General features: G+C 39.8%; 22 protein-coding genes. All 22 read right to left on the bottom strand.

Annotation, left to right across the window (positions count from 1 at the left end; translation table 11 throughout):
* Position 1: 1 nt before the first annotated feature.
* Entirely contained in the window at positions 2-625 is a 624-nt protein-coding gene (locus GSF13_RS08065; protein WP_211867804.1) for an acetyltransferase, read from the bottom strand.
* Complete coding sequence (locus GSF13_RS08060) at positions 615-1,214, bottom strand: sugar transferase (RefSeq protein WP_211867802.1); 600 nt, start codon at positions 1,212-1,214, stop codon at positions 615-617. Before GSF13_RS08060 ends, GSF13_RS08065 begins: the two co-directional genes overlap by 11 nt.
* Positions 1,214-2,326: a glycosyltransferase family 4 protein gene (locus tag GSF13_RS08055; protein ID WP_211867800.1), complete on the bottom strand. Its 1,113-nt coding sequence runs from the start codon at positions 2,324-2,326 to the stop codon at positions 1,214-1,216. The genes GSF13_RS08060 and GSF13_RS08055 overlap by 1 nt, the downstream gene beginning before the upstream one ends.
* The gene (gene asnB, locus GSF13_RS08050) at positions 2,326-4,251 is read right to left on the bottom strand and encodes an asparagine synthase (glutamine-hydrolyzing) (protein WP_211867798.1); all 1,926 of its coding nucleotides are present in this window, start codon (positions 4,249-4,251) and stop codon (positions 2,326-2,328) included. Before asnB ends, GSF13_RS08055 begins: the two co-directional genes overlap by 1 nt.
* Positions 4,252-4,260: 9 nt before the next feature.
* Complete coding sequence (locus GSF13_RS08045) at positions 4,261-5,358, bottom strand: glycosyltransferase (RefSeq protein WP_211867796.1); 1,098 nt, start codon at positions 5,356-5,358, stop codon at positions 4,261-4,263.
* Between the two features lie 5 nt (positions 5,359-5,363).
* Positions 5,364-6,584, bottom strand: coding sequence for an oligosaccharide repeat unit polymerase (gene wzy, locus GSF13_RS08040; protein ID WP_211867794.1), 1,221 nt, complete (start codon positions 6,582-6,584; stop codon positions 5,364-5,366).
* Complete coding sequence (locus tag GSF13_RS08035; RefSeq protein WP_249122753.1) at positions 6,574-7,107, bottom strand: serine acetyltransferase; 534 nt, start codon at positions 7,105-7,107, stop codon at positions 6,574-6,576. The genes wzy and GSF13_RS08035 overlap by 11 nt, the downstream gene beginning before the upstream one ends.
* Positions 7,108-7,109: 2 nt before the next feature.
* Entirely contained in the window at positions 7,110-7,991 is an 882-nt protein-coding gene (locus GSF13_RS08030) for a glycosyltransferase (RefSeq protein WP_211867792.1), read from the bottom strand.
* Between the two features lie 259 nt (positions 7,992-8,250).
* Positions 8,251-9,501, bottom strand: coding sequence for an oligosaccharide flippase family protein (locus tag GSF13_RS08025; RefSeq protein WP_249122752.1), 1,251 nt, complete (start codon positions 9,499-9,501; stop codon positions 8,251-8,253).
* Between the two features lie 3 nt (positions 9,502-9,504).
* Entirely contained in the window at positions 9,505-10,158 is a 654-nt protein-coding gene (locus tag GSF13_RS08020) for a formyltransferase family protein (protein WP_211867790.1), read from the bottom strand.
* A 1-nt stretch (position 10,159) separates the two neighbouring features.
* On the bottom strand, positions 10,160-10,771 hold the full coding sequence (locus GSF13_RS08015; RefSeq protein WP_249122751.1) for a WbqC family protein: 612 nt from the start codon (positions 10,769-10,771) through the stop codon (positions 10,160-10,162).
* 77 nt (positions 10,772-10,848) lie between these two features.
* Positions 10,849-11,925, bottom strand: a complete 1,077-nt coding sequence (locus GSF13_RS08010) for a DegT/DnrJ/EryC1/StrS family aminotransferase (protein ID WP_211867786.1) — start codon at positions 11,923-11,925, stop codon at positions 10,849-10,851.
* Positions 11,926-11,927: 2 nt separating this feature from the next.
* Entirely contained in the window at positions 11,928-12,803 is an 876-nt protein-coding gene (gene rfbA, locus GSF13_RS08005; RefSeq protein WP_211867784.1) for a glucose-1-phosphate thymidylyltransferase RfbA, read from the bottom strand.
* A 2-nt stretch (positions 12,804-12,805) separates the two neighbouring features.
* Complete coding sequence (gene rfbB / locus GSF13_RS08000; RefSeq protein ID WP_211867782.1) at positions 12,806-13,888, bottom strand: dTDP-glucose 4,6-dehydratase; 1,083 nt, start codon at positions 13,886-13,888, stop codon at positions 12,806-12,808.
* Position 13,889: 1 nt separating this feature from the next.
* Positions 13,890-14,918, bottom strand: a complete 1,029-nt coding sequence (locus GSF13_RS07995) for an NAD-dependent epimerase/dehydratase family protein (protein ID WP_211867780.1) — start codon at positions 14,916-14,918, stop codon at positions 13,890-13,892.
* 80 nt (positions 14,919-14,998) lie between these two features.
* Complete coding sequence (gene tviB, locus GSF13_RS07990) at positions 14,999-16,273, bottom strand: Vi polysaccharide biosynthesis UDP-N-acetylglucosamine C-6 dehydrogenase TviB (protein ID WP_211867778.1); 1,275 nt, start codon at positions 16,271-16,273, stop codon at positions 14,999-15,001.
* A gap of 363 nt (positions 16,274-16,636) precedes the next feature.
* Positions 16,637-16,807, bottom strand: coding sequence for a hypothetical protein (locus GSF13_RS07985; RefSeq protein ID WP_211867776.1), 171 nt, complete (start codon positions 16,805-16,807; stop codon positions 16,637-16,639).
* Positions 16,808-16,894: 87 nt separating this feature from the next.
* A complete protein-coding gene (locus tag GSF13_RS07980) occupies positions 16,895-19,129 on the bottom strand; it encodes a polysaccharide biosynthesis tyrosine autokinase (protein ID WP_211867773.1) in 2,235 nt (744 codons plus the stop codon).
* Between the two features lie 14 nt (positions 19,130-19,143).
* Positions 19,144-19,578: a low molecular weight protein-tyrosine-phosphatase gene (locus tag GSF13_RS07975; RefSeq protein ID WP_010605767.1), complete on the bottom strand. Its 435-nt coding sequence runs from the start codon at positions 19,576-19,578 to the stop codon at positions 19,144-19,146.
* 12 nt (positions 19,579-19,590) lie between these two features.
* The gene (locus GSF13_RS07970) at positions 19,591-20,706 is read right to left on the bottom strand and encodes a polysaccharide export protein (protein ID WP_010605768.1); all 1,116 of its coding nucleotides are present in this window, start codon (positions 20,704-20,706) and stop codon (positions 19,591-19,593) included.
* A 931-nt stretch (positions 20,707-21,637) separates the two neighbouring features.
* On the bottom strand, positions 21,638-22,117 hold the full coding sequence (rfaH, locus tag GSF13_RS07965; protein ID WP_206471473.1) for a transcription/translation regulatory transformer protein RfaH: 480 nt from the start codon (positions 22,115-22,117) through the stop codon (positions 21,638-21,640).
* A gap of 74 nt (positions 22,118-22,191) precedes the next feature.
* Complete coding sequence (locus GSF13_RS07960; RefSeq protein ID WP_211867771.1) at positions 22,192-23,358, bottom strand: nucleotide sugar dehydrogenase; 1,167 nt, start codon at positions 23,356-23,358, stop codon at positions 22,192-22,194.
* Positions 23,359-23,360 lie beyond the last annotated feature (2 nt).

Here is a 23,360-nt window from a genome sequence, read left to right as displayed (position 1 = left end):
CTTAATCCTTCACAACTTTAGCAGGGTTACCATATGCTGTAACACCTGCTGGAACATTTTGTACAACAACAGAACCGGCACCAATAATCGCTAGTTCTCCAACTTCAATCAACTGTTTAAAAGAGCTCCCAATACCTACCCACACTCCACTGGCAATTTTACAGCCGCCGGCAATGGCTGAACTTGGGCATATATGAACATAGTCCTGTATAAAACAGTCGTGCTCAACTGTCGCATTCGTGTTGATAATAGAGCCCCGACCGATTTGAGCAAAAGCGTTGATCACTGCACCAGCCATAACGACTGTACCTTCACCAATGTTAGCTAATTTACTTACCGTAGCACTCGGGTGAAGCAATGCCGGCGTTTTAGCTCCAAGAGCTAACAGTTTCTCTAGCTTCTCTTTTCTAATTTGATTATTACCAATAGCAACTATTACGCCTTCGTAATTATCGAGTCTTTGAGCTAACGCTTCCGAATCTCCAACTACAGACCAGTGCTCAAGCTTGCTCTTAACTTCAAATGCATCATCAAAGAACTCGACGTGATAACCATTTAATTCAGCGATTTCCGCTATTACTTTTCCGTGACCACTTGCCCCTAAAATAGCCAGATTAGCCATCATTTTGATTTCCTTTGAACGGCTCCATAGTCACGTGTCCATCACCACTTATTCCTTCGCGTACAAAGACTTTTTTTACGGTCAAAAAGAGTATTTTTATATCGAGTAAAAAGCTTTGGTTTTCTACATACCAAACATCAAGCTTAAATTTGTCTTCCCAGCTAATTGCATTACGGCCATTCACTTGTGCCCAACCAGTAATCCCAGGACGGACATTATGGCGACGCGCTTGCTCAGGACTATAAAGAGGTAAGTACTGAACGAGTAAAGGTCTAGGTCCAACTAAGCTCATATCCCCTTTAATCACATTTAGCAACCCAGGTAGCTCGTCTAAGCTAGTTGAACGTAAAAAACCGCCAAATTTGGTCATACGCTGGTCATCTGGCAATAAGTTCCCCTGCTTATCTTCAGCATCTAGCATGGTTCTGAACTTCATCATTTTAAAAATTTTACCATTCAAACCAGGGCGGTCTTGGGTAAATAATATAGGTGAACCCAGTTTTAAGCGTATAAGCAAAGCAACTACAATTATTACAGGCAGTAAAGTCAGTATTGCGCACAGGGCAACTAAAAAATCAAAGATACGTTTCATTAATTTAATTCCATAATCTTCAAAAGTTCCGTATTAACCTTATGAACATCAAACTTATCTTCAACCATTGCTCTACTTGCATTTGCCATTCTTTGCCATTCACTTTGGTTTTCTATAAACCAAATCATTTTTTCGGCAAGCTGTTCTGCATCGCCTTTTTTAACTAACCAACCATTCTCACCATTTGTAACAGTTTCTCGACAACCTGGAACATCTGTTGTCAATATTGGTCGACCAGTAGCCATCGCTTCTAAAACAGTTCGTGGTAATCCTTCATGATATGAGGGCAGTACGAAAATACTGCAACTTTCTATATAAGGCCTTACGTCGTCTGTTTCACCTAAATACTTAACGGCACTATTACCATTTAAACATTCGAGCTCTTTTAAAGAAATACCATCTGGCGAAGGATCTACAGGGCCGACTAATTGAAACTCTGCCATTGAATACTTTTCCTTCACTATTCTGGCCGCTTCTATATACTCACGAATACCTTTATCACCCAGCAAACGAGCAATAAGTAAAAACTTCGGGAGGCGAGGTAAAGGCTTAACATCAAAGTGCGTGATATCGACACCGGAGCCATTAACAACTACAGTTTTATTTTCAGGAACTATTCCCAGTTCAACAAAAACCCTCTTGTTATCTGGATTTTGAAAAATAACCTTGCTTGAACGCTTCAATGCAACTTTATATAGAAAAACAACCAATTTCATTAACAGATTTTTCTTCCAGCTTCCCTTTTGGAAAGCGAAGCCTAAACCTGTAACCAGAGCATAGAAGCGGCAATTAGGAATATAACGCGTAGCAAACGCCCCCCAAATGATAGGTTTTATTGTATATGCTAAAATTATATTAGGGTTTTCAGCTTGGAAAGTTCTTCGAAAAAAAAGAAAAGTATTTAGATCTTGGATAGGGTTTAAGCCATTTCTGCTCACTGGATAATCAATATAGTCAATTCCTAATTTCTTTATTTCCTTTTCTTCTAAAGTACTCGAACCATTTGCTAAGCCTGTAACTTTAAAATTACTATTTACTAAAGACCTAACTAGCTCACCTCTAAAGTTGACAATAGAGCGTGGCAATGCACCGATTAACATAATATATTGCATTACAATCTACTTGATCTCTTTACATCTGCATCTAACCATGCTTGAACCATAAGAATATCCCATAATTTGGCAGCGTTATTTTCTTCGTATCTAAGGTGATTAATTAGCGCTTCTTGCACCAGACTAGGATTATACAACCCCTGAGCTTTTAAGCGTTCAAATGATAATAAATCTTGAGCCCACTCTTTTAACTCCGCTCTAAGCCACTCATGTATAGGAACACCAAACCCCATTTTTGGCCGCTCCATCATGTCTCGAGGTAAGTACTCATATAATATTTGTTTCAAAGGCCACTTCCCTACTTTTCCTTTCTGCTTTATAGAAAGAGGCATTCTCCAAGCGGCACCAACAACGTTTGGGTCCAAAAGAGGTATCCTCCCCTCCAAACTCACATTCATAGCTGTTCTATCCACCTTAGTTAAAATATCTCCAGCTAGATATGTCACTGAATCTAAGTACATCATCCACTCACCGAATTCATCAAATTTAACGTCATTGGTTGACAAAAAATCATGTAAATACGGATAATTAGCACCTTCGACCAATACATCATTTGATTTCCAGTGAGTGATAGATTGCTTGTAAAAGTCCTCTATATCTTTAGCTTCAAGCCAAGTTGAAAGTGTTTTTATTTTAGAACCAATCGGCCCTTTTCTTCCATAACTTTCTGCTTTTTTACTTAGAAAGAAAAATAATTTATTTAGCACCGAAACAGGCATTGCTTGTAGGGTACGAGCAATCGCTTTTCTAGCTGGTATATTAGAAACTTTACGCCAAATGTCTGGGGTAGCAGTATATCGATTATAACCACTAAATAATTCATCCCCACCATCACCACTCAACGCAACTGTTACTTTTTCTTTTGCCATAGCACTAACTAAAAAAGTAGGCATTTGAGAAGCATCTGAAAAGGGCTCATCAAACATAGCCCCTAACCTTGGCACTAAGTCGAGCACATCGGCAGGAGAAAAATACTTTTCATGATGTGCCGTCCCTAGTCTATTAGCCACAGCCTTAGCAAACTCAGCCTCGTTATAGTCTGGTACATCAAAACCAATTGAAAAGGTATTTATTGGTTTATCCGATTGCGACTGCATTAACGACACAACTAAACTAGAGTCAACTCCGCCGGATAAAAAAGCCCCAAGCGGTACATCGGCAGCCATACGTAACTTAACCGCTTTTTTCAATTCGCCATGTAAGCTATCTACTGCTTCAACTTCATTGCTAAATTGGTTGTTACGACCTCTATCAACAATCTCACTAAGAGACCAATAATATTTAACCTCTCCTAAACTACCCGACTTGTACTGAATATAGCTTCCTGGCATCAGTTTATTTATTTCACAGTAAACTGATAGGGGCGCAGGAATATATGACACCGAAGCCTGCTTTGCGATTGCATCTCTATTAATACTCAGGTGCTCACCAAACTCTGCCTCAATACATGTAAGCTCAGATGAAAAAGTAAAATGCTCATTAATAACACCGTAATATAGCGGCTTTTCACCAAATCTATCTCTGGCTAAAGTCAAGCATTGTTCATGCTTATCCCAAAGAGCAAATGCAAACATACCATTGAACAGTTTTAAGGATTTTTCGACACCCCAAGTTTCAAATGCATGTAACATGACTTCTGTATCAGAAGTGCCACGCCAATTAATTTTGGGTAACTGCTGTCGTATTTCTTCAAAATTATAAATTTCACCGTTGAATACAATTGTAAATCTACCTGTGATGCTCTGCATTGGTTGATGACCAGCCGCACTCAAGTCGTGGATAGATAAGCGCCTGTGACCCAAAAACACATTACCTTGTTCCCAAACGCCGTGATCATCGGGGCCTCTATGCTCTATTTTATCGAGCATATTTTGTAAAGCATCCAGCGAAAAATCAGGGCTAACAACGCCAACTAAACCACACATAAATATCCTTTATACTTCTAAAAAACGTCTTGCAATTGTCTCAATTGAAAAATTTGTGCGCACATGCATTGTTGTTTTCAGTGCAACTTTTTCTTTAACTTCAGGCGGGAGTGAAATAAACCTAGCTATACAACCTGCTAGCTTTGCATCATCTTTAACTGGGGCAATATGATCACTGTTATTGATTATATAAGGCGCATCTCCAACGTCTGTTGAGAAAACAGCACAACCATAGGATGCTGCTTCTGCCAATACATTCGGAAAGCCCTCTGTTTTAGATGAGAGTATGAACACATCTATACCTTGATAAAACGACGGCATATCATTCACTTCACCTAAAAGTGTCACATCGTCAAGGCTAAGCCCTAAGCTATCAAGTAAAGCAATGAGTTCCTTATTTTGCTCGTTCATGCCGCGGCCACAAACACGCAAATCAACACTTAATCTTTGCGCCTTTAAACGCTTTACGACGTTAAATAAAGTACGATAGTCTTTTGCTTCATGAAAGCGCCCAGCCGCACCTAACACTATCGGCGTATTATTATAGTTTTTAGCTTGAAAGTCATGAAAGGCATAGCCATTAGGCACATACACCGATTTACACGGTGAATTATAACCGAACTGTTCATGTTGCATTTGAGCTTTCTGAGAGCAATATATTACTTTATCGGGGACAAAGTTTAATAATTTACTAATTTGAATTGCTAACTTTGTACTCCTTTTTTCTCCTGAATAATCATCAAGGGAATGCCGCACCCCCCAAACCAAGTGAGCTTTTTTAAATGATAATAAGGATGCCATCGCTGAAATGGCATTAGCGTGGTACATCCAAGAGTAAACTTTTAATGGCGCATCTCTATTTATATTCGCGGCAAGTTTAAACGCGGTTCTCAATAAGGATAAAGCATTGTTTGATCCCAATGCAATTACTTCGCAATTTGGATGCGTTATCCTATCAACCATATCTAAGCTTTTCGCCATCAATGATATCACTTTAAAAGGGGTACTTTGACTATTATTTATAACTCTTATCAACGCAGATTCCGCACCACCTAACTCTGTGAAATTTGTTATAACATGATATATAATAGCTCCATTACTTTTCATTAACATCACCTAGTCAGCAGCTTTCGAATGCAGTCGATCATTACAACCAATAGAACAAATACAAATACTGACCATACAAAGTTAAAGTACTGCCCTACCCAGCCATGGAATAGTAATAAGCAAACCTTCAAAAATACGAAATTTTTTGCCAAATCAGGGGCCTCTATCAACTTCAACAAAGTAATTGGTAACGCCACCATTACAAGAATATAAAAAAAGAAGAGTAAACCATCGAATGTACCACTTAATCCCCATGCGTATAAGCCAGGACTTACATTCCAACTAGATTTTCCAATAACATCTGAATAAAGTATTGACGGTAAAAAGTTACCCATTGGTGTTGCATTTTCAAAGAACATGCTACCCAATACATTACGGTGAACGCCTTCGAAATAGAAAGGGTAGATCAGTCCTAAATCAAAGTACATCGACACTTCTTCGCGATGAACCCAAATAGAATAGTTTAGATAAAACTGCTGCAACCTTTCAACCAATTGAAAGTAACTAAAAAAAACATATTCAAAAACATTTGTCAGCCCTGTTGACAAAAGTAATGTATCAAAAGTCACTTGCACCCCAGCTGTCCCTATCCGAAAATAAAACCTCAGATAGTATATAACAGGGTAAATTAAGAGGATAACGGCCATGATGGAAAATACTTTTGACCACTGTAGTGTACCCTCTTTTTCTTTCTTAAACAGGTATAAAATAAAGAACACCAAAATAAACGATGTCCAACCAAGCAAAAGAGATGTAGTACAAAATACTAGAGCATTGAGCTTCCACAGACGAGCATTATAACAACATACCAAATATACTAAACTTATATTTTGGACCTGAAACACTGCTAAAAAGTAACTGAATGCGCCCGAAAATACCACATCTTCCTTGCCAGCTGAATATCCTGATGAATATGATACAAAGTAATTAGTTAGGATAAGGGTTAATATGCCGATGCCTAGAATATCCTCACCAAAATGGTTAATCGTATTAAGGTTTAGATTAAACCGAGGTATAGATACTCTAAGTAAAAAGTGATAGTAATACCAATAAAGACCAAACAGCGAAAATAACATCATTGAAATGACAAGCGTCATATCTAAGAAGTTTACATTTACCCCATTTGCGCCTTTAGTCGCCTCTCCCCCAAAAATGAAGTAGCAATAACCTATGATGTTTACAATCGAAAAAAAAGCAACTATAAATTGCCTGACCTTAAATGCCATCTTTTTGCTTTACCTTAGCTGGAATGCCAACAGCTATAGAGTTATCAGGGCAATCACGGAATAAAACTGAGTTTGCCCCAATAATCACTCCATTACCCACCTCCACTGGTCCCAATACCTTTGCACCTGTGCAAATTATGACATCGTTACCAACTTTAGGTTGGTTTCCTATGCTAGGCGCAAACAAATCTTTATTGCCTAAGGTAACACCATTAAAAATCCTCACATTTTCCCCAATTTGAACATCAGCACCAATGACAATATCATGACCATGAGTAAAAACTAGGCCCGGCCCAATTTTTGCCGCTAGAGAAATATCAGAAGAAAACAGGATCCTAATAATATATTCGAAAAATAACCTCAGAAAACGACCAATTAATGGTAGCTTCATTGCCGACTGGCCTATTCTTAAAAGTAACACCAATTGTTGTGTATGGCCTACCAATGAAATAATTATAACTTTAAACGTGCTCACACCTTCTGGGGCTGAGCGGCGAAGATCTCTTTTTAAATAACTAATCAATTTCACCCCCTAGGTAATCTTAAGGATTTTACTGTATTAAGATTTGAAAACAGATAATATGGCGCCTTAAATATCGAGACATCAAAGCGGACTGTTTTTAGTATATTTTTAACACACAACCAGTTGCGATTTTTTAGTTCAACCATAAGCATCAATATAAGTGCGGCGTTTACTCTATGACGGTATTTTGGATATTTACTAAGGAAATGCCCCATCGTTTTCAATAAGATCATTTTACTTTCTGAATTAGATGAAGATATCCCGACACCAGCTCTGTACAATGCCAACCTCTCTTCACTCGCAAATGACGCGTAGCCACTCCCTAAAAGCTCTACATTTGAATAGTAATCAACTACCGGTAACTCAGTGTCATCAATAGTCCTTGCTCTATACATCTTGGTACTATTCATGCCAATGGATATAAGTTGTAAAACATCCCCTCGATAAAACTTTTGATTCGCAATACCTTGTGTTATCCGATCAGGTAACCTAACTCCCCCAGAAAATTCAACATCTACTCGAGTCCAACTCACATTGCAATCAGGGTTATTTTGCATATGGCTGACCTGCGCCTCCAACTTACCAGGATACCAAAAATCATCACCGTCACAGTGGCAAATTAAATCGCCCTTAGCCTGTTCATGCACAAATAAAAAATTATTGTAAGGACCTAGATTATTCTCCTGAAAATGCAGCTTTAAGTTTTTATTATCACGGAAAGAATCTAATATTTTACGCGTACCATCTTTGGAACCATCATCACTTACAATGACCTCTAGCTCAAAGTTTCCTTCCTGACTTAATATACTCTCGATACACTTTTTAATGTAGCGCTCTTGATTGTAAGTGACTACGCATACTGAAACAGTTACTTTTTGATCCATTATTTTACGGCCTTAAACTTTCGAACAAATTGTGCTCTTATACCATTCGAGCATACAATAGAAACAAAAAGGCTAATAATCGCAACCAATATAATTTGAATTACCTGCATTAACACACTTAACTTGTTATCTATTATAGTGCTCGAAAATATTGATGTGACAATGGCTGTAGGTAATAAAATTAGTAACACATCCGTTACTAACCAACTATACACAAGTTTTTTCGCTAACTTCGAATGTACAAATGAAGCCCATACAATTAAATAAAATAAATTAACTGATAGCCAAATCCAACCTGCCCCACTCCACCAAAATGCTTAGCAGCGTAAATAACGAGTGGAATCAATATCATTACCATCAGGGCATTACCAATCAAATGATAACGCAGGTTACCCAGTGCGTATTGTAAATAATAAGGAAAAGCAGATAAGGCTAACAGGCCATTACCAATGGCGTACAGCTGGAGAATTGGCGCTGAATTCTCGACAAGCTCTTGATTACCAGTCCACAAATAAAGCAACGGCTCAGCACACACCGCGATTACAATAGCAGCAGAACCCGCCACTATACTTACCAGCTGCGTGCTATTGCGATAAACCTTAAACAACTCATCATTTTTATTCTCTGCATGAAGCCTAGCCATACGCGGCATGATTGCACTGCTAACAGGGCCGCTTATGACCATGATGCCACTTGCAACTAAAACAGCAAGCGTAAAATAGCCGTACTCTTCTAGTGGCAGTATGCCAGACAAAATTAATTTATCGGTCTGTGTTACAAACACCCAAACAGATGAAGTGAATGCGATCGTGAGTGAGAACTTTAAAAGTGGCGCTACAGGCTTGAAGGACCAGCCGATGGCTTCTTGGCGTTTATTAATTTTAGGCGTCAGCTTTTGAGCCATTAGCCACACCCCGATCAGTTCAACCAAAGCAACAATTATTTGGTGAACAAAAAATACAGTTGGTGTAAACCCATATAGCCACATGCTGCCAAATACCGCAACAAAGCGCAGAGTCGCTATAATTACATTAAATGCACTAAGCCAAACTAGTTTTTCACTCCCCGTAATAACCCCTCTGTATAAACCGCATAGCCAACGCAATGCCACACTTAGTGACATTACCTGCACAGAGAATGTCACTTCCTCTAATGAAAGCCGCTCAACTGTCAACCAATTGCTTGCTATCAATTCAGAACTTAACAGTAAAACACTTCCACCTATGGCAGCTATCGAAAAAAATATCATACTGAGCGCTCTTTGTAAGCGCCTAAATGCCAACGCTGACATGCTTCCGCCCTTGTAGCGCGCGGTCTCTCTTGAAATTGTTGGTGTCAAGCCTAGGTCAAGTAGTGTAAACCAGGCTTGTAGCATCGCAAAAAAACCTACTAATCCGTAGGCTTCAGCCCCCATATATTTAATGTATAGGGGTAAAATAAGTATGCCAACACCTGTAACATACAACTGGCTAGCATAATTTGCTATTATATTTTTCTTTAACGTTGACATAATTTAGATTTGTTTAATCCACTTATTATAGATGTCACTATATTTTTGATCTAAATTTGGCGAAAACTCACCGACCTCATAAGTTGCATTGTCAACATTACCATTCGCGACATGTACTCTTTTATGCGAAAACCAATCTACAAGCTGTAGTAAACTAATCACTTGCTGTAAGAAAACCCTATGGCGCAACTCGGCAGTGGTGCTTTGCGCATTTTTTGGAAATGCGGCCTGTAAGACGGGAAGGCCAGTATCCATACCTTCATCAATAAAATGTGCTGTGGAGCCAATAAATAAGGCACCACTTTTCAAAGTATCACCGAACCCATCCATACCAGGACAGGCTGGTAGAATAGAAGGATGAAAGTTAATCACTTTTCCCGAATGAATTTTTAAAAAAACATTACTCAATAAACGGGTGTAAAACGAAACAAATAAAATATCATCTGCAACAGGGTACTCCCTAGTTAAAAGTATAGAAAACTCACTTCCTGTATTAGCAGGCAATACTTTGTAGCTTAAGTTATTGACCTCTGCAAATTCTATGAGCCCACATGGCCTATCACTTACAAACTCAATATCATAACTAGCCAATAAAGATGTACTGAGCGCTTTTTTTATGACACTTCCATTGGTGGAGCATATAAAGACTATTTTCATTTTAAAATAGCTCGTATTGGTCTAGGAGTTGCTTTACTTGTTCTTTGCTATTCCACATCAGAACATCAATCATTGAAAGATAAGGTACAAACTCATTACTTGCTTGAGTGTATTCATCGGCATTCATTTTTATGAATGAGAGGTCAATACCACGCTCTTTGAAGTAGTCCTTTTGATACAATTCAACACCACCTGGACTATTAATATAATGTGTGCACTCAAGCTTTTTCGATATTGCAATCAACTTATCAGCAGCAGAAATATTTCTGTCATAATCTAAATGACTTGAAATAAAATAATTTTTTTCCAAACCTAAGTAGACAAATACCTTTTGTATACTTAATTGGCAAATATAAGGTACTGAACGTTCAGCAGAAGTAAGCACTTCTTCAACAAGCTCATAAACAGGCTCGAAATAAGGTGCCTTTTTATATGATTGTTGAATTGTTTTAAGAGTTTTTCTTACATCATTTGAAAATTCAAAAGTATTTATTTTTTCATTTTGAGTAGCGCCTGGAACAGGAATTGTAAACCTTTGAGCCCATCCATTAACCAAAATATTATTTCTGTTGATATAACCTCTTTTAATAAAGTTTACATCATCATAAAACACAAAATTATCTACAGAATGTACGAGCTGGTAATACCCTAAATAAGGGAACAAGTAAGGCTGCATTATTGCGCACGACATCATAACCCCTTTTTAACTGTTGAAGTTACCTTCAGCACATCTTCACGCGTAAGATTAAAGTGTAAAGGCAGACACAGAACTCTTCTTGAGATATCTCGTGAGACTTCCAAATTACCATGTCGAACTTGCGGGAAAACGGAGTCTAAAGAAGGCTTAAAGTATGGTCTATATTGAATACCACTCTCACTCAGCTCTGCTGCCACCGCAGCCAACTCTTCTGTACTATTAAGGCAGATTGGTAGATAAGCACCATTAGTATTCGCAAGCGAGTGCCATTGGGGTAGATCCACTAAGCCAGTCAAATTATCTTGATACAGTGAAAACAGCTCGGCTCTGTGACTAAGTATATGATCAATATCATCTAAAATAGTTAACCCCACAGCACACTGATACTCATTCAACTTAGCGTTTATACCTACATCTGTAATCTCACCATTTACAATTGCAAAGTTTATCAATTGCTTCGCTTTTTCATAATCAGCTTTGCGCTTAAATACGATTGCGCCACCTTCAACTGTATGAAAGACCTTTGTTGCATGAAAACTAAGTATGCTTGCATCACCAAAATTTAAAACTGATTTACCATCAACTTTAATGCCAAAAGCATGAGCTGCATCATAAACCACTTTAATATTATGCTTGCTTGCTAACTTATCAAACCCTTCTACATCACACGGGTTACCATAAACATGGGTTGCTACAACTCCATTTACGTCTGGCGTCTGGTTCAAGGCTTCTTCAACTTTGCTTACGGACAGATTGTAAGAATAATTATCAATATCACAGAATTGTGTGTCGATGCCCTGCCACAATAAGGAGCTTGTCGTTGCAACAAAACTAAAAGGCGAGGTGATAGCACTTTTAATCCCTAGCGTTTTATAAGCAACCTGCAATGCAAGTGTACCATTAGAGACCAAAAGTAAATTTTCTACACCTAGGTATTCTTCCAGACGTTCTGTAAGCTGCTGATGTAAAGGGCCAAAGTTAGTGTACCAACCGCTTTCGTTAACTTGTTTTAGGTAGTTTGTAAGTTTTTCTAAATCAGGTGCTATAGGGCTATTTAATGAAATAGTCATAATTACTCTTTAATTAAATCCATTAAATATTGACCGTACCCATTTTTTAATAATGGCGCTGCAAGCCTTGTAATATCGTCATGAGTTAACCACTGTTGGTTAAACGCAATTTCCTCCAAGCAAGCTATTTTGTAGCCTTGCCTTTTTTCAATTGTTTCAACAAACTGCGCTGCCTCTAATAGGCTTTCATGAGTACCTGTATCTAACCAAGCAAACCCTCGACCTAATAGTTCAACATTAAGGCTATTTTTTTCAAGATAAGCGTTGTTAACACAAGTTATTTCTAACTCACCTCGTGCTGAAGGAGTGACATTTTTAGCAATTTCAACAACTGAATTATCATAGAAATACAACCCCGTCACTGCGTAATGACTTTTCGGTTCTTTAGGCTTTTCTTCGATTGATATTGCTTTGAAGTTGTCGTCGAATTCAACCACACCAAAACGTTCTGGATCTTTGACTTGATAGCCAAAAACAGTAGCGCCTTCATTATTTTTAGCCTTGCGCACAGCTTCAATAAGCTTCGGAGAAAACCCTTGCCCATAAAATATATTGTCGCCGAGAACTAAACAAACATCCTCTTGACCAATAAACTTCTCACCAATTATAAAAGCTTGCGCTAGACCATCTGGATTAGGTTGAATTGCGTACTCTAAATTGATACCAAAATCACTGCCATCACCCAACAGTCGTTGAAATGAAGACTTATCATCTGGTGTTGTGATAATTAAAATATCTTTGATACCCGCAAGCATTAGCACGGATATCGGATAATAAATCATTGGCTTATCATAGACCGGAAGTAGCTGTTTTGAAACACCTTTAGTAATTGGATAAAGTCTCGTACCTGAGCCTCCCGCTAATATTATCCCTTTCATAACTAATCCTTTACTCCAACACCTAATCTTTCAAGTTTATATTCACCTGAAAGAACATTATTACACCACTGTTCGTTCTCTAGATACCAAAGAACTGTTTTTTTCAGGCCTGACTCAAAAGTTTCTTTTGGCTGCCAATCAAGTTCATTTTTGATTTTACTTGCATCAATGGCATAGCGCATATCATGCCCTGGCCTGTCTTCAACAAAGATTATCTGTTCACTATACTTTGTGGGCTTTGGTTTTATTTCATCTAAAATCAAACAGATCTGCTGAACAACTTCGATATTCTGCTTTTCATTGTGACCACCAATGTTATAAGTCTGTCCAGCAACACCCTCGGTTGCTACTTTTACAAGCGCTTCAGCGTGGTCTTCTACATATAACCAATCACGGATCTGGTTACCCTTTCCGTAAATAGGTAGCGATTTACCAGCTAAAGCATTTAATATCACCAACGGGATAAGCTTTTCTGGAAAATGATAAGGTCCGTAGTTATTTGAGCAATTAGTAATTACAGTTGGTAAGTTGTATGTCCGAGCCCAAGCTCTTACTAAGTGATCAGAGCTAGCTTTACTCGCAGAATATGGACTACTTGGGTTGTAAGCTGTTTCTTCAGTAAAAAGTGGAAGTGGTTCATCCGCTTGCTGTTCGTCCGGATGTGGCAAGTCACCATAGACTTCATCTGTAGAGATATGGTGAAATTTAAACAGCGCTTTCTCATCAGCTTCAAGTTGAGACCAATGGTGCCTAGCTTGTTCCAGCAGAGTGTATGTGCCTACAATATTAGTTTTTATAAACTCACCAGGACCGTCAATTGAACGATCCACATGGCTTTCAGCAGCCAAGTGCATCACTATATTAGGTTTATATTGCTCAAATACACGCTTTAATTCGAGTGCATCACAAATGTCTACTTGTTCAAATGTATATCGGCCACTATCAGCGATACTCTCAAGCGATTTCAAATTTCCCGCATATGTTAACTTATCAAGATTTATCACTGAATAGGACGTATTATTGATTATATGGCGGACGACCGCAGAGCCAATAAACCCAGCTCCTCCAGTTACCAAAATTTTCATTCTATTGTTCACCCAAAAATTCGAGGTACCACGGCATTGCCTTTTTGATACCATGTAATATTCTATATTCTGGTGCGTATCCTAAATTATTAACCGCTTTATTTATATCAGCTTGAGAATGGCGAACATCCCCTGCTCTAAAATCGCGGTAAATTGGCTCTTGGGTATGCTCTACATCACACTCTTTAAGTGCAGACTGTATTGATTTATATAAATCATTAAGCGTTGTTCTATCTCCAACAGCTACATTATAAACATTATCTTTAGCGTCATCAGATGCAGTAGCTGCGAGAATATTCATTTGCACTGTGTTTTCTATAAAGCAAAAGTCACGACTAGTTTCACCATCGCCATTAATGTAAACATCTTCCCCTTTTATCATGGCCGCAGTCCATTTAGGAATAACCGCTGCATAAGCGCCATTGGGATCCTGCCGTTGACCAAATACATTAAAATAACGTAAGCCAATTGATTTAAAGCCGTAGGTTCTAGCGTAAACACCTGCGTAAAGTTCGTTTACATATTTAGTTACAGCATAAGGCGATAGTGGATTACCTATGTTCTCTTCCACTTTAGGTAAAGCTGGATGATCACCGTAAGTCGAGCTGCTTGCTGCATAGGTAAAGCTTTCCACGTTGGCTTCTTTCGCAGCTTGGAGCATATTCAAAAAGCCCGTGATATTGGCAGCGTTGCTGGTAATTGGATCTGCGATTGATCTGGGCACTGAACCCAATGCGGCTTGGTGTAAAACGTAATCAACGTTACTTACAGCAGTTTCACAAGTGGCGTAATCTCTAATGTCACCTTCAATAAAAGTAAACCGCTGCCACTGCTCTGCAGTCACTAGGCTTTGTACTTCATCTAAATTATGTTGGTGGCCCGTGGCAAAGTTATCTAGTCCTATTACTTTTTGGCCTAGCTTTAATAGCGTTTCAAGTAGATTGGAGCCTATAAATCCAGCCACACCAGTGACTAGCCAGACTTTTGGATTGTTTTGTAGTTCAGCTTTAACTTCTTCGTAACGAGACATGAGAAACTCTTCGGGTTTTTAGTTCAAAAAAATTAAAAAGGGTTATTAACAAACCCTTTTCCTCGGCTAAGGTCCGCTTTTTATAGGCGCATATCCACGGCTTGTTTTGGTAGCACATATTTTAAGTCGTACAACACGTGCTCCTTTTTGCCTAGTTTTTTGATTTCCTCAGCACCAAGCTCTTTAAACTCATTGTGACCAACAGCTAGAATAATCGCATCGTAGTGGCCTTGCTTGTGTTCAGAAGTCAATGAGAGACCATATTCATGTTGTGCTTCTTCATTTGAACACCAAGGGTCTACAATATCTACGTTGATATTATATTCACTAAGCTCTGTAATAATATCCACTACTTTGGTATTTCTAAGATCTGGGCAGTTTTCCTTAAAGGTTAATCCCATCACCAAAACATTTGCGCCTTCTACCTGAATGCGTCTTTTCAGCATTTTTTTGACTAGCTCAGATACAACATGTTTACCCATACCATCATTTAGACGACGCCCGGCCAAGATCATCTCAGGATGATAACCAACACTTTGTGCTTTATGGGTTAAATAATATGGGTCAACGCCAATGCAGTGTCCACCCACTAAACCCGGGCGGAATGGTAAAAAGTTCCACTTAGTGCCTGCCGCTTCAAGTACTTCAAGAGTGTCGATATTGAGTTTATTAAAAATAATAGAGAGCTCGTTTATCAAGGCAATGTTTACATCACGTTGAGTGTTTTCTATTACCTTGGCCGCCTCTGCAACTTTAATTGAGCTCGCTTTATGTGTACCTGCTGTAATAATTGACTTATACAACTGATCTACAAACTCGGCAACGTCAGGTGTTGAACCACTAGTTACTTTTAAAATATTGGTTACTCGGTGCTCTTTATCACCAGGATTAATTCGCTCAGGTGAGTACCCAGCAAAAAAGTCTTGATTAAACTTAAGACCAGAAACTTGCTCTACAACAGGTAAACATGCTTCTTCTGTTGCACCAGGATATACAGTGGACTCATAAACAATGATATCGCCCTTATCAACGACCTTTCCTAGCATTTCACTGGCTTTGATTAATGGTGTTAAGTCAGGCTGTTTGTGCTTATCTATTGGAGTAGGTACAGTTACGATGTATAGATTGCACGCTTTAAGATCGCCTACGTTATAAGAGTATTGCAAGTGTGGTGCTTCTTTTAGTTCTTCATCACTGACTTCTAGCGTTGAGTCATGCCCTGCTAGTAATTCATTTACTCGGTTTTGGTTAATATCAAAACCAAGTGTTGCATATTTTTTTCCAAATTCTACCGCTAGAGGAAGGCCGACGTAGCCTAACCCTATAACACCAATTTTTACTTTATTTAAATCCATATACATCTCGCTTGGTGAATGTTTAATTTTGATTTCTTTAGAAGAAAGTTAAGGAATATGTCCGACCGCTCTTGTCGTTTTATTTGGCCGCAATTTTAATTTTTGTTACGAGTCGCGACGTAAAGTCGCTGCTACGGGTCGTAACATAAAGTCGCTGCTACGAGTCGTAACGTAAAGCCGTTCTACGGGTCGCGACATAAGGTCGCTGTTACGGGTCGTAACGTAAAGTCGTTGCTACGAGTCGTAACGTAAAGCCGTTCTACGAGTCGCGACATAAAGTCGCTGCTACGAGTCGCGACATAAAGTCGCTGCTACGGGTCGCGACGTAAAGTCGCTGCTACGAGTCGCGACATAAAGTCGCTGCTACGAGTCGCGACATAAAGTCGCTGCTACGGGTCGTAACGTAAAGTCGCTGCTACGGGTCGTAACGTAAAGCCGTTCTACGAGTCGTAACGTAAAGTCGTTGCTACGAGTCGCGACATAAAGTCGTTGCAACGAGTCGTAACGTAAAGTCGTTGCTACGAGTCGTAACATAAAATCGTTGCTACGAGTCGTAACGTAAAGTCGTTGCTACGAGTCGCGACGTAAAGTCGCTGCTACGGGTTGCAGCGACATAACCTGCTATGCTTTATCTGATTTGTACTCGTAGTTGTAGTAGCCGTAGTAACCATAGGCATTAGTTGATTTACGAACAACACCGTTGAATACCACCCCTTTTACATCAATACCATTTTGCTCAAAACGATTTCGTGTAATTTCTAGCTCTTTTGCATGGTTTTGACCAAAACGGGTTACTAGTAATGTTGTGCCTGCATGGGCACTCACAATTGCAGGGTCTGTCACCGCTAAGATTGGAGGAGTATCAACAATAACTAAGTCGTACATTTTGCTCACTTCACCAATCAACTTGCTAAAGTTTTCATGCATTAGTAGCTCTGAAGGGTTAGGCGGTATTTGGCCTCGGGTCATTACTTGCAAACCTTCAACTTGGCTTGGCTTAATCACCTGCGCTAAATTCAATCGGCCAGAGAGGTAATCACTTAAACCGTCATCCCATTTCATGCCAAACTGAGTTTGCAGGTAGCCTTTACGCATATCAGCGTCAATAACAAGAATGCGTTTGCCACTTTGTGCCAGCACAGTGGCAAGGTTTACGGTAATAAAAGATTTACCCACGCCAGGACTTGGGCCTGAGATAGCAATAACATTATTTTTTGCTTCTAGCATAGCAAAGTGCAAGCTAGTACGGAGGCTACGTAGCGCCTCAACGGAAAGGTCTGCAGGGTTATCCATGGCGAGTATCGATTTCGCCTTTGCCACTTTGCCCTTGCGCGCCTTTGCAAAACCTGTGAGTTTTACTTGGTACTCTGAGAATGGCACGCTGGCATATACTGGCAAACCTAATGCTTCTATTTCCGCAGGGTCTTCAATACCTTTGTGCAGCGCTTTTTGCACCAGTACAATCGCAACGGCTAACATTCCGCCCAACATGGTTGCCATCACAACGATTAGTGCTTTTTTAGGTTTGACTGGCTGAGTAGTATTTACCTCTGCGTAATCCACTATGCGAACGTTGCCTACCGTACCCGCACGCACAATATCTAACTCTTGCGTTTTACCCAAAAGCAGCGTGTAGATTTCGTTATTTACTTCTACATCACGTTTTAAGCGTAGCAGCTCGCGCTGAGTCTCTGGTAAGCCTTGTACTTCACCAGCTAATTCGTTACGTTGGCGCTTTACGGTATCAATTTGCTCTACCACACCTCGGTAAGAGGGGTGTTCACGCTTAAATTTACGGCCAAGCTCTAAACGCTTTAGCTCTAACTCTTGCAGTTTAGTTTCTAGTTTTACAATTTGTTCTAAAACGCCCTGTGTTTCTAGGCTAATATCAATGGATTCTTGGCGAATTTGGTAGTCATTAAAGGCTTTTTCTGCACGTTCTAGGTTACGTTTAACTTCTGGAAGCTGCACCTCTAAAAACTCAAGAGACTGCTGCGCCTCCGCGCTATTACGCTCCACGTTGCGACGCACATAAATACCAGCTACTTTGTCCAGCACTTTCTCGGCATATTCAGGACTAGCACTCTGAAGTGCCAAGTTAATAATACCTGAGTCTTTGCCCTTCTCAGACGCTGATATTGCACTTTGCAGGTCTAAAATAGTCTGAAGACGGTTACGTTTAACGATTGAAAACTCGGTCTCTGGACGTGCTATCAAAGTCTTAATGGTCAGCTCAAATTGACCTTGCTTTACTTCTTCGCCCACTTTACCTGCAAGTACTTCGTCACCATCACTTGTTAATAATGCAAATGACTCTTCCGCTCTTGCTTGTAAAACGAATTCTTCACCGATTGCACTACTTGGCACTTTAAATCGGTGTATTTCAACTTGCTCACCACCCCACGCATAAGAGCTTGCGCCAAGGCTTGACTCTGCTACTTCGCCTTCACTTTGTGCAACAAATTTACGGAAGCTGCGGCCACCAAATAGTGGAAATAGTTTTGGCTCAACAACGGTATCTAAATTTAATGTGTCGACTGCTTCACCAATGACGCTTCTAGATTTTAGTAGCTCAATTTCGGTTACTGCGGCAGAGGTACTTTCAAACATACCAGACATATCATCAAAACCGGGAACAGAACCGCCCTTTTCCTCTACCTGTACCATTGCAGTTGCTTGGTAGATTGGCGTGCTAAATATTGCGTAGGCTATACCTAACAGCATAAATAGTGCAGTAATGCCTGCGATAAAAAACTTAGCATCTAATAATGCGCCAACTAGCGCCATTAAATCGATTTCTTGCGTCTCTTCTTTTGATGACTTTTGATTAGAGATAAGATTTGGCTGAGCATTCATATACTCACGGATCCTTATAAATACTGTTGCCAAGCGCCACAGGCGCTATCGATAAGCTCATAAACATGCTCAAACGCTTCACGTGATTGGCGATACGGATCTGGAATTTCTTTATCGCCAATCCATTTACCAAGTAAAAAGGTTTTGCCACGAGCTTGAGGGTAACGGCTGCAAAGGTCAGTTAAATGCCTTTGCTCCATTACGAGGATGAGACTATTTTGTGCGACCAAGGTACCAGTTAACTGGCGACCTTGGTGCTCACTCATGTCGATTCCTTGTTCTTTCGCCAACTCCTGCGCTAATGCATCAGCGGCTTTTCCTTCTAGGGCGGTTAATCCAGCTGACGAAACAGCTACATTTTTGCCACTTAGTTTGTTTTTTAGCAGATACTCTGCCGTAGGACTGCGGCAGATGTTACCTGCACAAACCATTAAAACACTATCAAACATGAGTACTCACAATTACTGATTTTCTATATCTTGAATCGCATCCACTGTAGACAGTGAAGGCAATAATAAACTGATAACTTTGTTCCAACGAGCAAGTGGCGCGCTAGTCACATACACAATATCTTGCGGCTCAAGTTCAAACTGTTCAGCAAGTACTAGAGAGGCTACGTTTTTAGCATGTAGCTGATATACATCTGCAAGCACACCATCTTTTTGCAGGTCGCGCTTACGCAAGACAAAAACACCGTTTGCGTCTGCTGTACGCTCGTTAAAGCCACCAACATCCGTTAGTGCTTCAGCTAGGCTTAAACCATAGCGGTTTACGTCTACTTTGCCCGCTTTAATCACATCACCCAACACATACACGTTGCGTTTATCATTACGACTTACGTGTACAATATCACCGTGTCTAAGTAAGCGGTTTTGTGAAATATCACCTTCGGCATAAAAATCATCGAGTTGAATAACTTCTGTTTTGTCACCACGAGTAAAGGTTACCGTTTCCCAATCTGCGCTTTCTGTTAAACCGCCGGCTTGGTTTATAGCATCAATGAGTGTCACTGGAGTTTCTGTGATTGGATACACACCAGGTTTTGTAACTTCACCAGTTACATATGCTTTTTGGCTTTTAAAACCAACCACTTTTACGTCGATTTGCGGTTCTTCAATAACACGACTTAGTCTTTTTGCAAGGTCAGTTCTAAGCTCGGTTACTGTGCGACCAGCAGCAGGAACCTTTGGCGCATAAGCAAAGTTGATTGTACCATCGGCTTGAACACGGAAACCATCAAACTCTGCTGTTCGTTGTACAGCTGCTGGAATGGTGAGTTCAGGATGATCCCACACACCAATGGTGATTACATCACCTACGCCAAGGCGATATTCATAATTTGAAACATCAATACCCGCGAGCGACGAGTGATCAATTTGTTTCGCTCGTTTGATTTTATGTTCTTGCACCAATTGCGAGTCGATAATATGAATATTTACTTTTTCAAGATCTCGCTCAAGGTTTGCAGTTTGTTCACCAGAACCTATTCCTTCGAAATGGCCACCTGGAACGAGTGTACAGCCACTCATTGCAAGTAATACAGTTGAAGCAATGATAGTTTTACAGCGTAGCGCCATTGTATCTTCCCAAAAGTGTTTATAGTCTTTTCTTTTAATTACTTTTATTGCCTTTTACTTAATAACGTAAAGACAACAGAAATTTCGTGGGCTAATTAAAGCATGCACGATTGTTAATCGCAAGTGAGTACTAGGTTTTGCAGCTGTTCTCACTCTATATTCTATGTTTTTACCTTGAGGTATGAATAAAAGCCTTTATCAAGTTTGAGCTCGTTTTTTAGATTGCTGTTTTTGTTATTTCTTAATTTGCAATTTAATCTTTGGTCCTTGGCCGCGGCGTAAAACTGCTACGTCTGAGTTTGAATCATTTTGTCGCGACATAAAGTCGCTGCTACGGTATTCAAGCACGCTTCCGCCCTTAGGTTGCAGCTCCTAAATGCTGTTTTCAGTTTATGTAAAAGATCACGAGGTGAACTCGCTCCTACCGCGTTGACCTGAGGCGTTTATGTTGTCGCGACATAAAGTCGCTGCTACGGTATTCAAGCACGCTTCCGCCCTTAGGTTGCAGCTCCTAAATGCTGTTTTCAGTTTATGTAAAAGATCACGAGGTGAACTCGCTCCTACCGCGTTGACCTGAGGCGTTTATGTTGTCGCGCCATAAAGTCGCTGCTACGGCATTCAAGCACGCTTCCGCCCTTAGGTTGCAGCTCCTAAATGCTGTTTTCAGTTTACGTAAAAGATCGCGAGGTGAACTCGCTCCTACCACGTTGACCACACTCTTTATATTTTTGCAGCGTAAAGCCGCGCCTGAACCATTCTGTCGCGACATAAAGTCGCTGCTACGAACTGGTTTGAGCTTTTAAGTTACAGCTACAAAATTGCAAACGTTCCGCTATGCTAATGTAATCTTTCTAACAACGTGAAGAAGTTTACAGCCAGACCAGAGTACACCCTTTTTATAACAATTAAATAAGAATAAAGGATGAAGTTTTTATTGTACCTTTTTTATTGTACAGTTATCAACAACGATTTGTGCATAATGGTTAAGCAGTTTAATTAATAAAATGCTACGAAGTTCTCCATCAGGTTGTTGATATATGGCCTGAATGTCTTTGTAACAGCCGTCTGTTAACTGAACCAAGTCACCTTCTTGAAGGTCGAACTCATCCGCTATTTCATTTTTATTCATTAGTTGAGCGACGAGTTCATCTGGCACCATTTGCAGATCGGTACCATAACGAATAAAGTCAGAAACACCGCGAGTGTTTTTTACAGCAGAAAAGTGTGAAGAATGTGGATCTAGCTTAACAAATAAATACCGTGGAAACAGCGGTTGCTCCACCGCCTTTGAGCCAGAGGTTTTTCTTTTTACGAAAGTTGGGAAGCAAGACTCTATCCCTTGATTTTGAAGATTTGACTGTGCTCTGTGTTCTTGTTTTGGTTTACAGTAGAGCAAATACCAGCATTCCATGCGTTGCGTTCCCTAAAAAATAAGCCTAACGAATTAGGCTTACTATTATACGTATATTCTCAATTAGGTCTAGCCTAGTCACTGCCAAAAAGGTCTCTTGTGTAGACTTTTTCGGTAACGTCTTGTAACTCCTCAACCATGCGGTTAGAGATGATTACATCACAGCTATTTTTGAATACATTTAGGTCATTAAGTACCCTAGAATTAAAGAAGCTTTCTTCTTCAAGTACTGGCTCATAAACAACGACTTCAACACCTTTCGCTTTTATGCGCTTCATCACCCCTTGAATAGATGAGGCTCTAAAATTGTCGGATCCTGCCTTCATGATCAGGCGATAAATCCCTACAGTTTTGGGATTACGCTTTAGAATAGACTCAGCGATAAAGTCCTTTCTTGTTGTGTTTGCATCAACAATCGCTTGAATGATGTTGTTTGGTACGTCTTTGTAGTTCGCTAGCAGCTGCTTGGTGTCCTTAGGTAGGCAATATCCGCCATATCCGAAAGACGGGTTATTATAATGATCACCAATTCTTGGGTCTAAGCACACCCCTTCGATAATTTGCTTTGTGTTTAAACCATGAGACTCTGCGTAGCTATCTAACTCATTAAAATAAGCTACTCGCATTGCTAAATACGTATTAGAAAACAGCTTAATTGCCTCAGCTTCTGTCGAGTCAGTAAATAAGGTTTCAATATTTTCTTTCTCAGCACCTTGTTTTAGCAATTGTGCAAATACTTCCGCTTGCTTAGAGCGCTCACCTACTATCACCCGAGATGGATACAGATTGTCGTAAAGTGCCTTACCTTCTCTCAAAAACTCTGGCGAAAATATGATCTTATCAGAATTAAATTGGGCTCTGGCTTTTTCGGTAAAACCTACCGGGACGGTTGATTTGATCACAATAATTGCATCACTATTGTAATGCTGAACATCGGAGATAACTGATTCTACGGACTTTGTATTGAAGTAATTGCTTTCAGGGTCGTAGTCGGTTGGTGTTGCGACCACCACATATTCAGCATCTTTATAGGCAAGTTGCTTATCAGTGGTCGCCACGAGGTTAAGGCGTTTGCTCGATAAATACTCTGAAACTTCTTTGTCCACTATTGGTGATTGTTTTTTATTGATCAGATCAACTTTCGCCTCATCAATGTCTAATGCAACGACTTCGTTGTGCTGAGCCAACAATACAGAATTGGAGAGGCCTACATAACCAGTACCTACAACTACAATTTTCATTA

Origin of the sequence: Pseudoalteromonas sp. M8, from assembly GCF_018141365.1 — a bacterium.
Lineage (GTDB): Bacteria > Pseudomonadota > Gammaproteobacteria > Enterobacterales > Alteromonadaceae > Pseudoalteromonas.
This window is presented reverse-complemented; position numbering and strand designations above follow the sequence as displayed.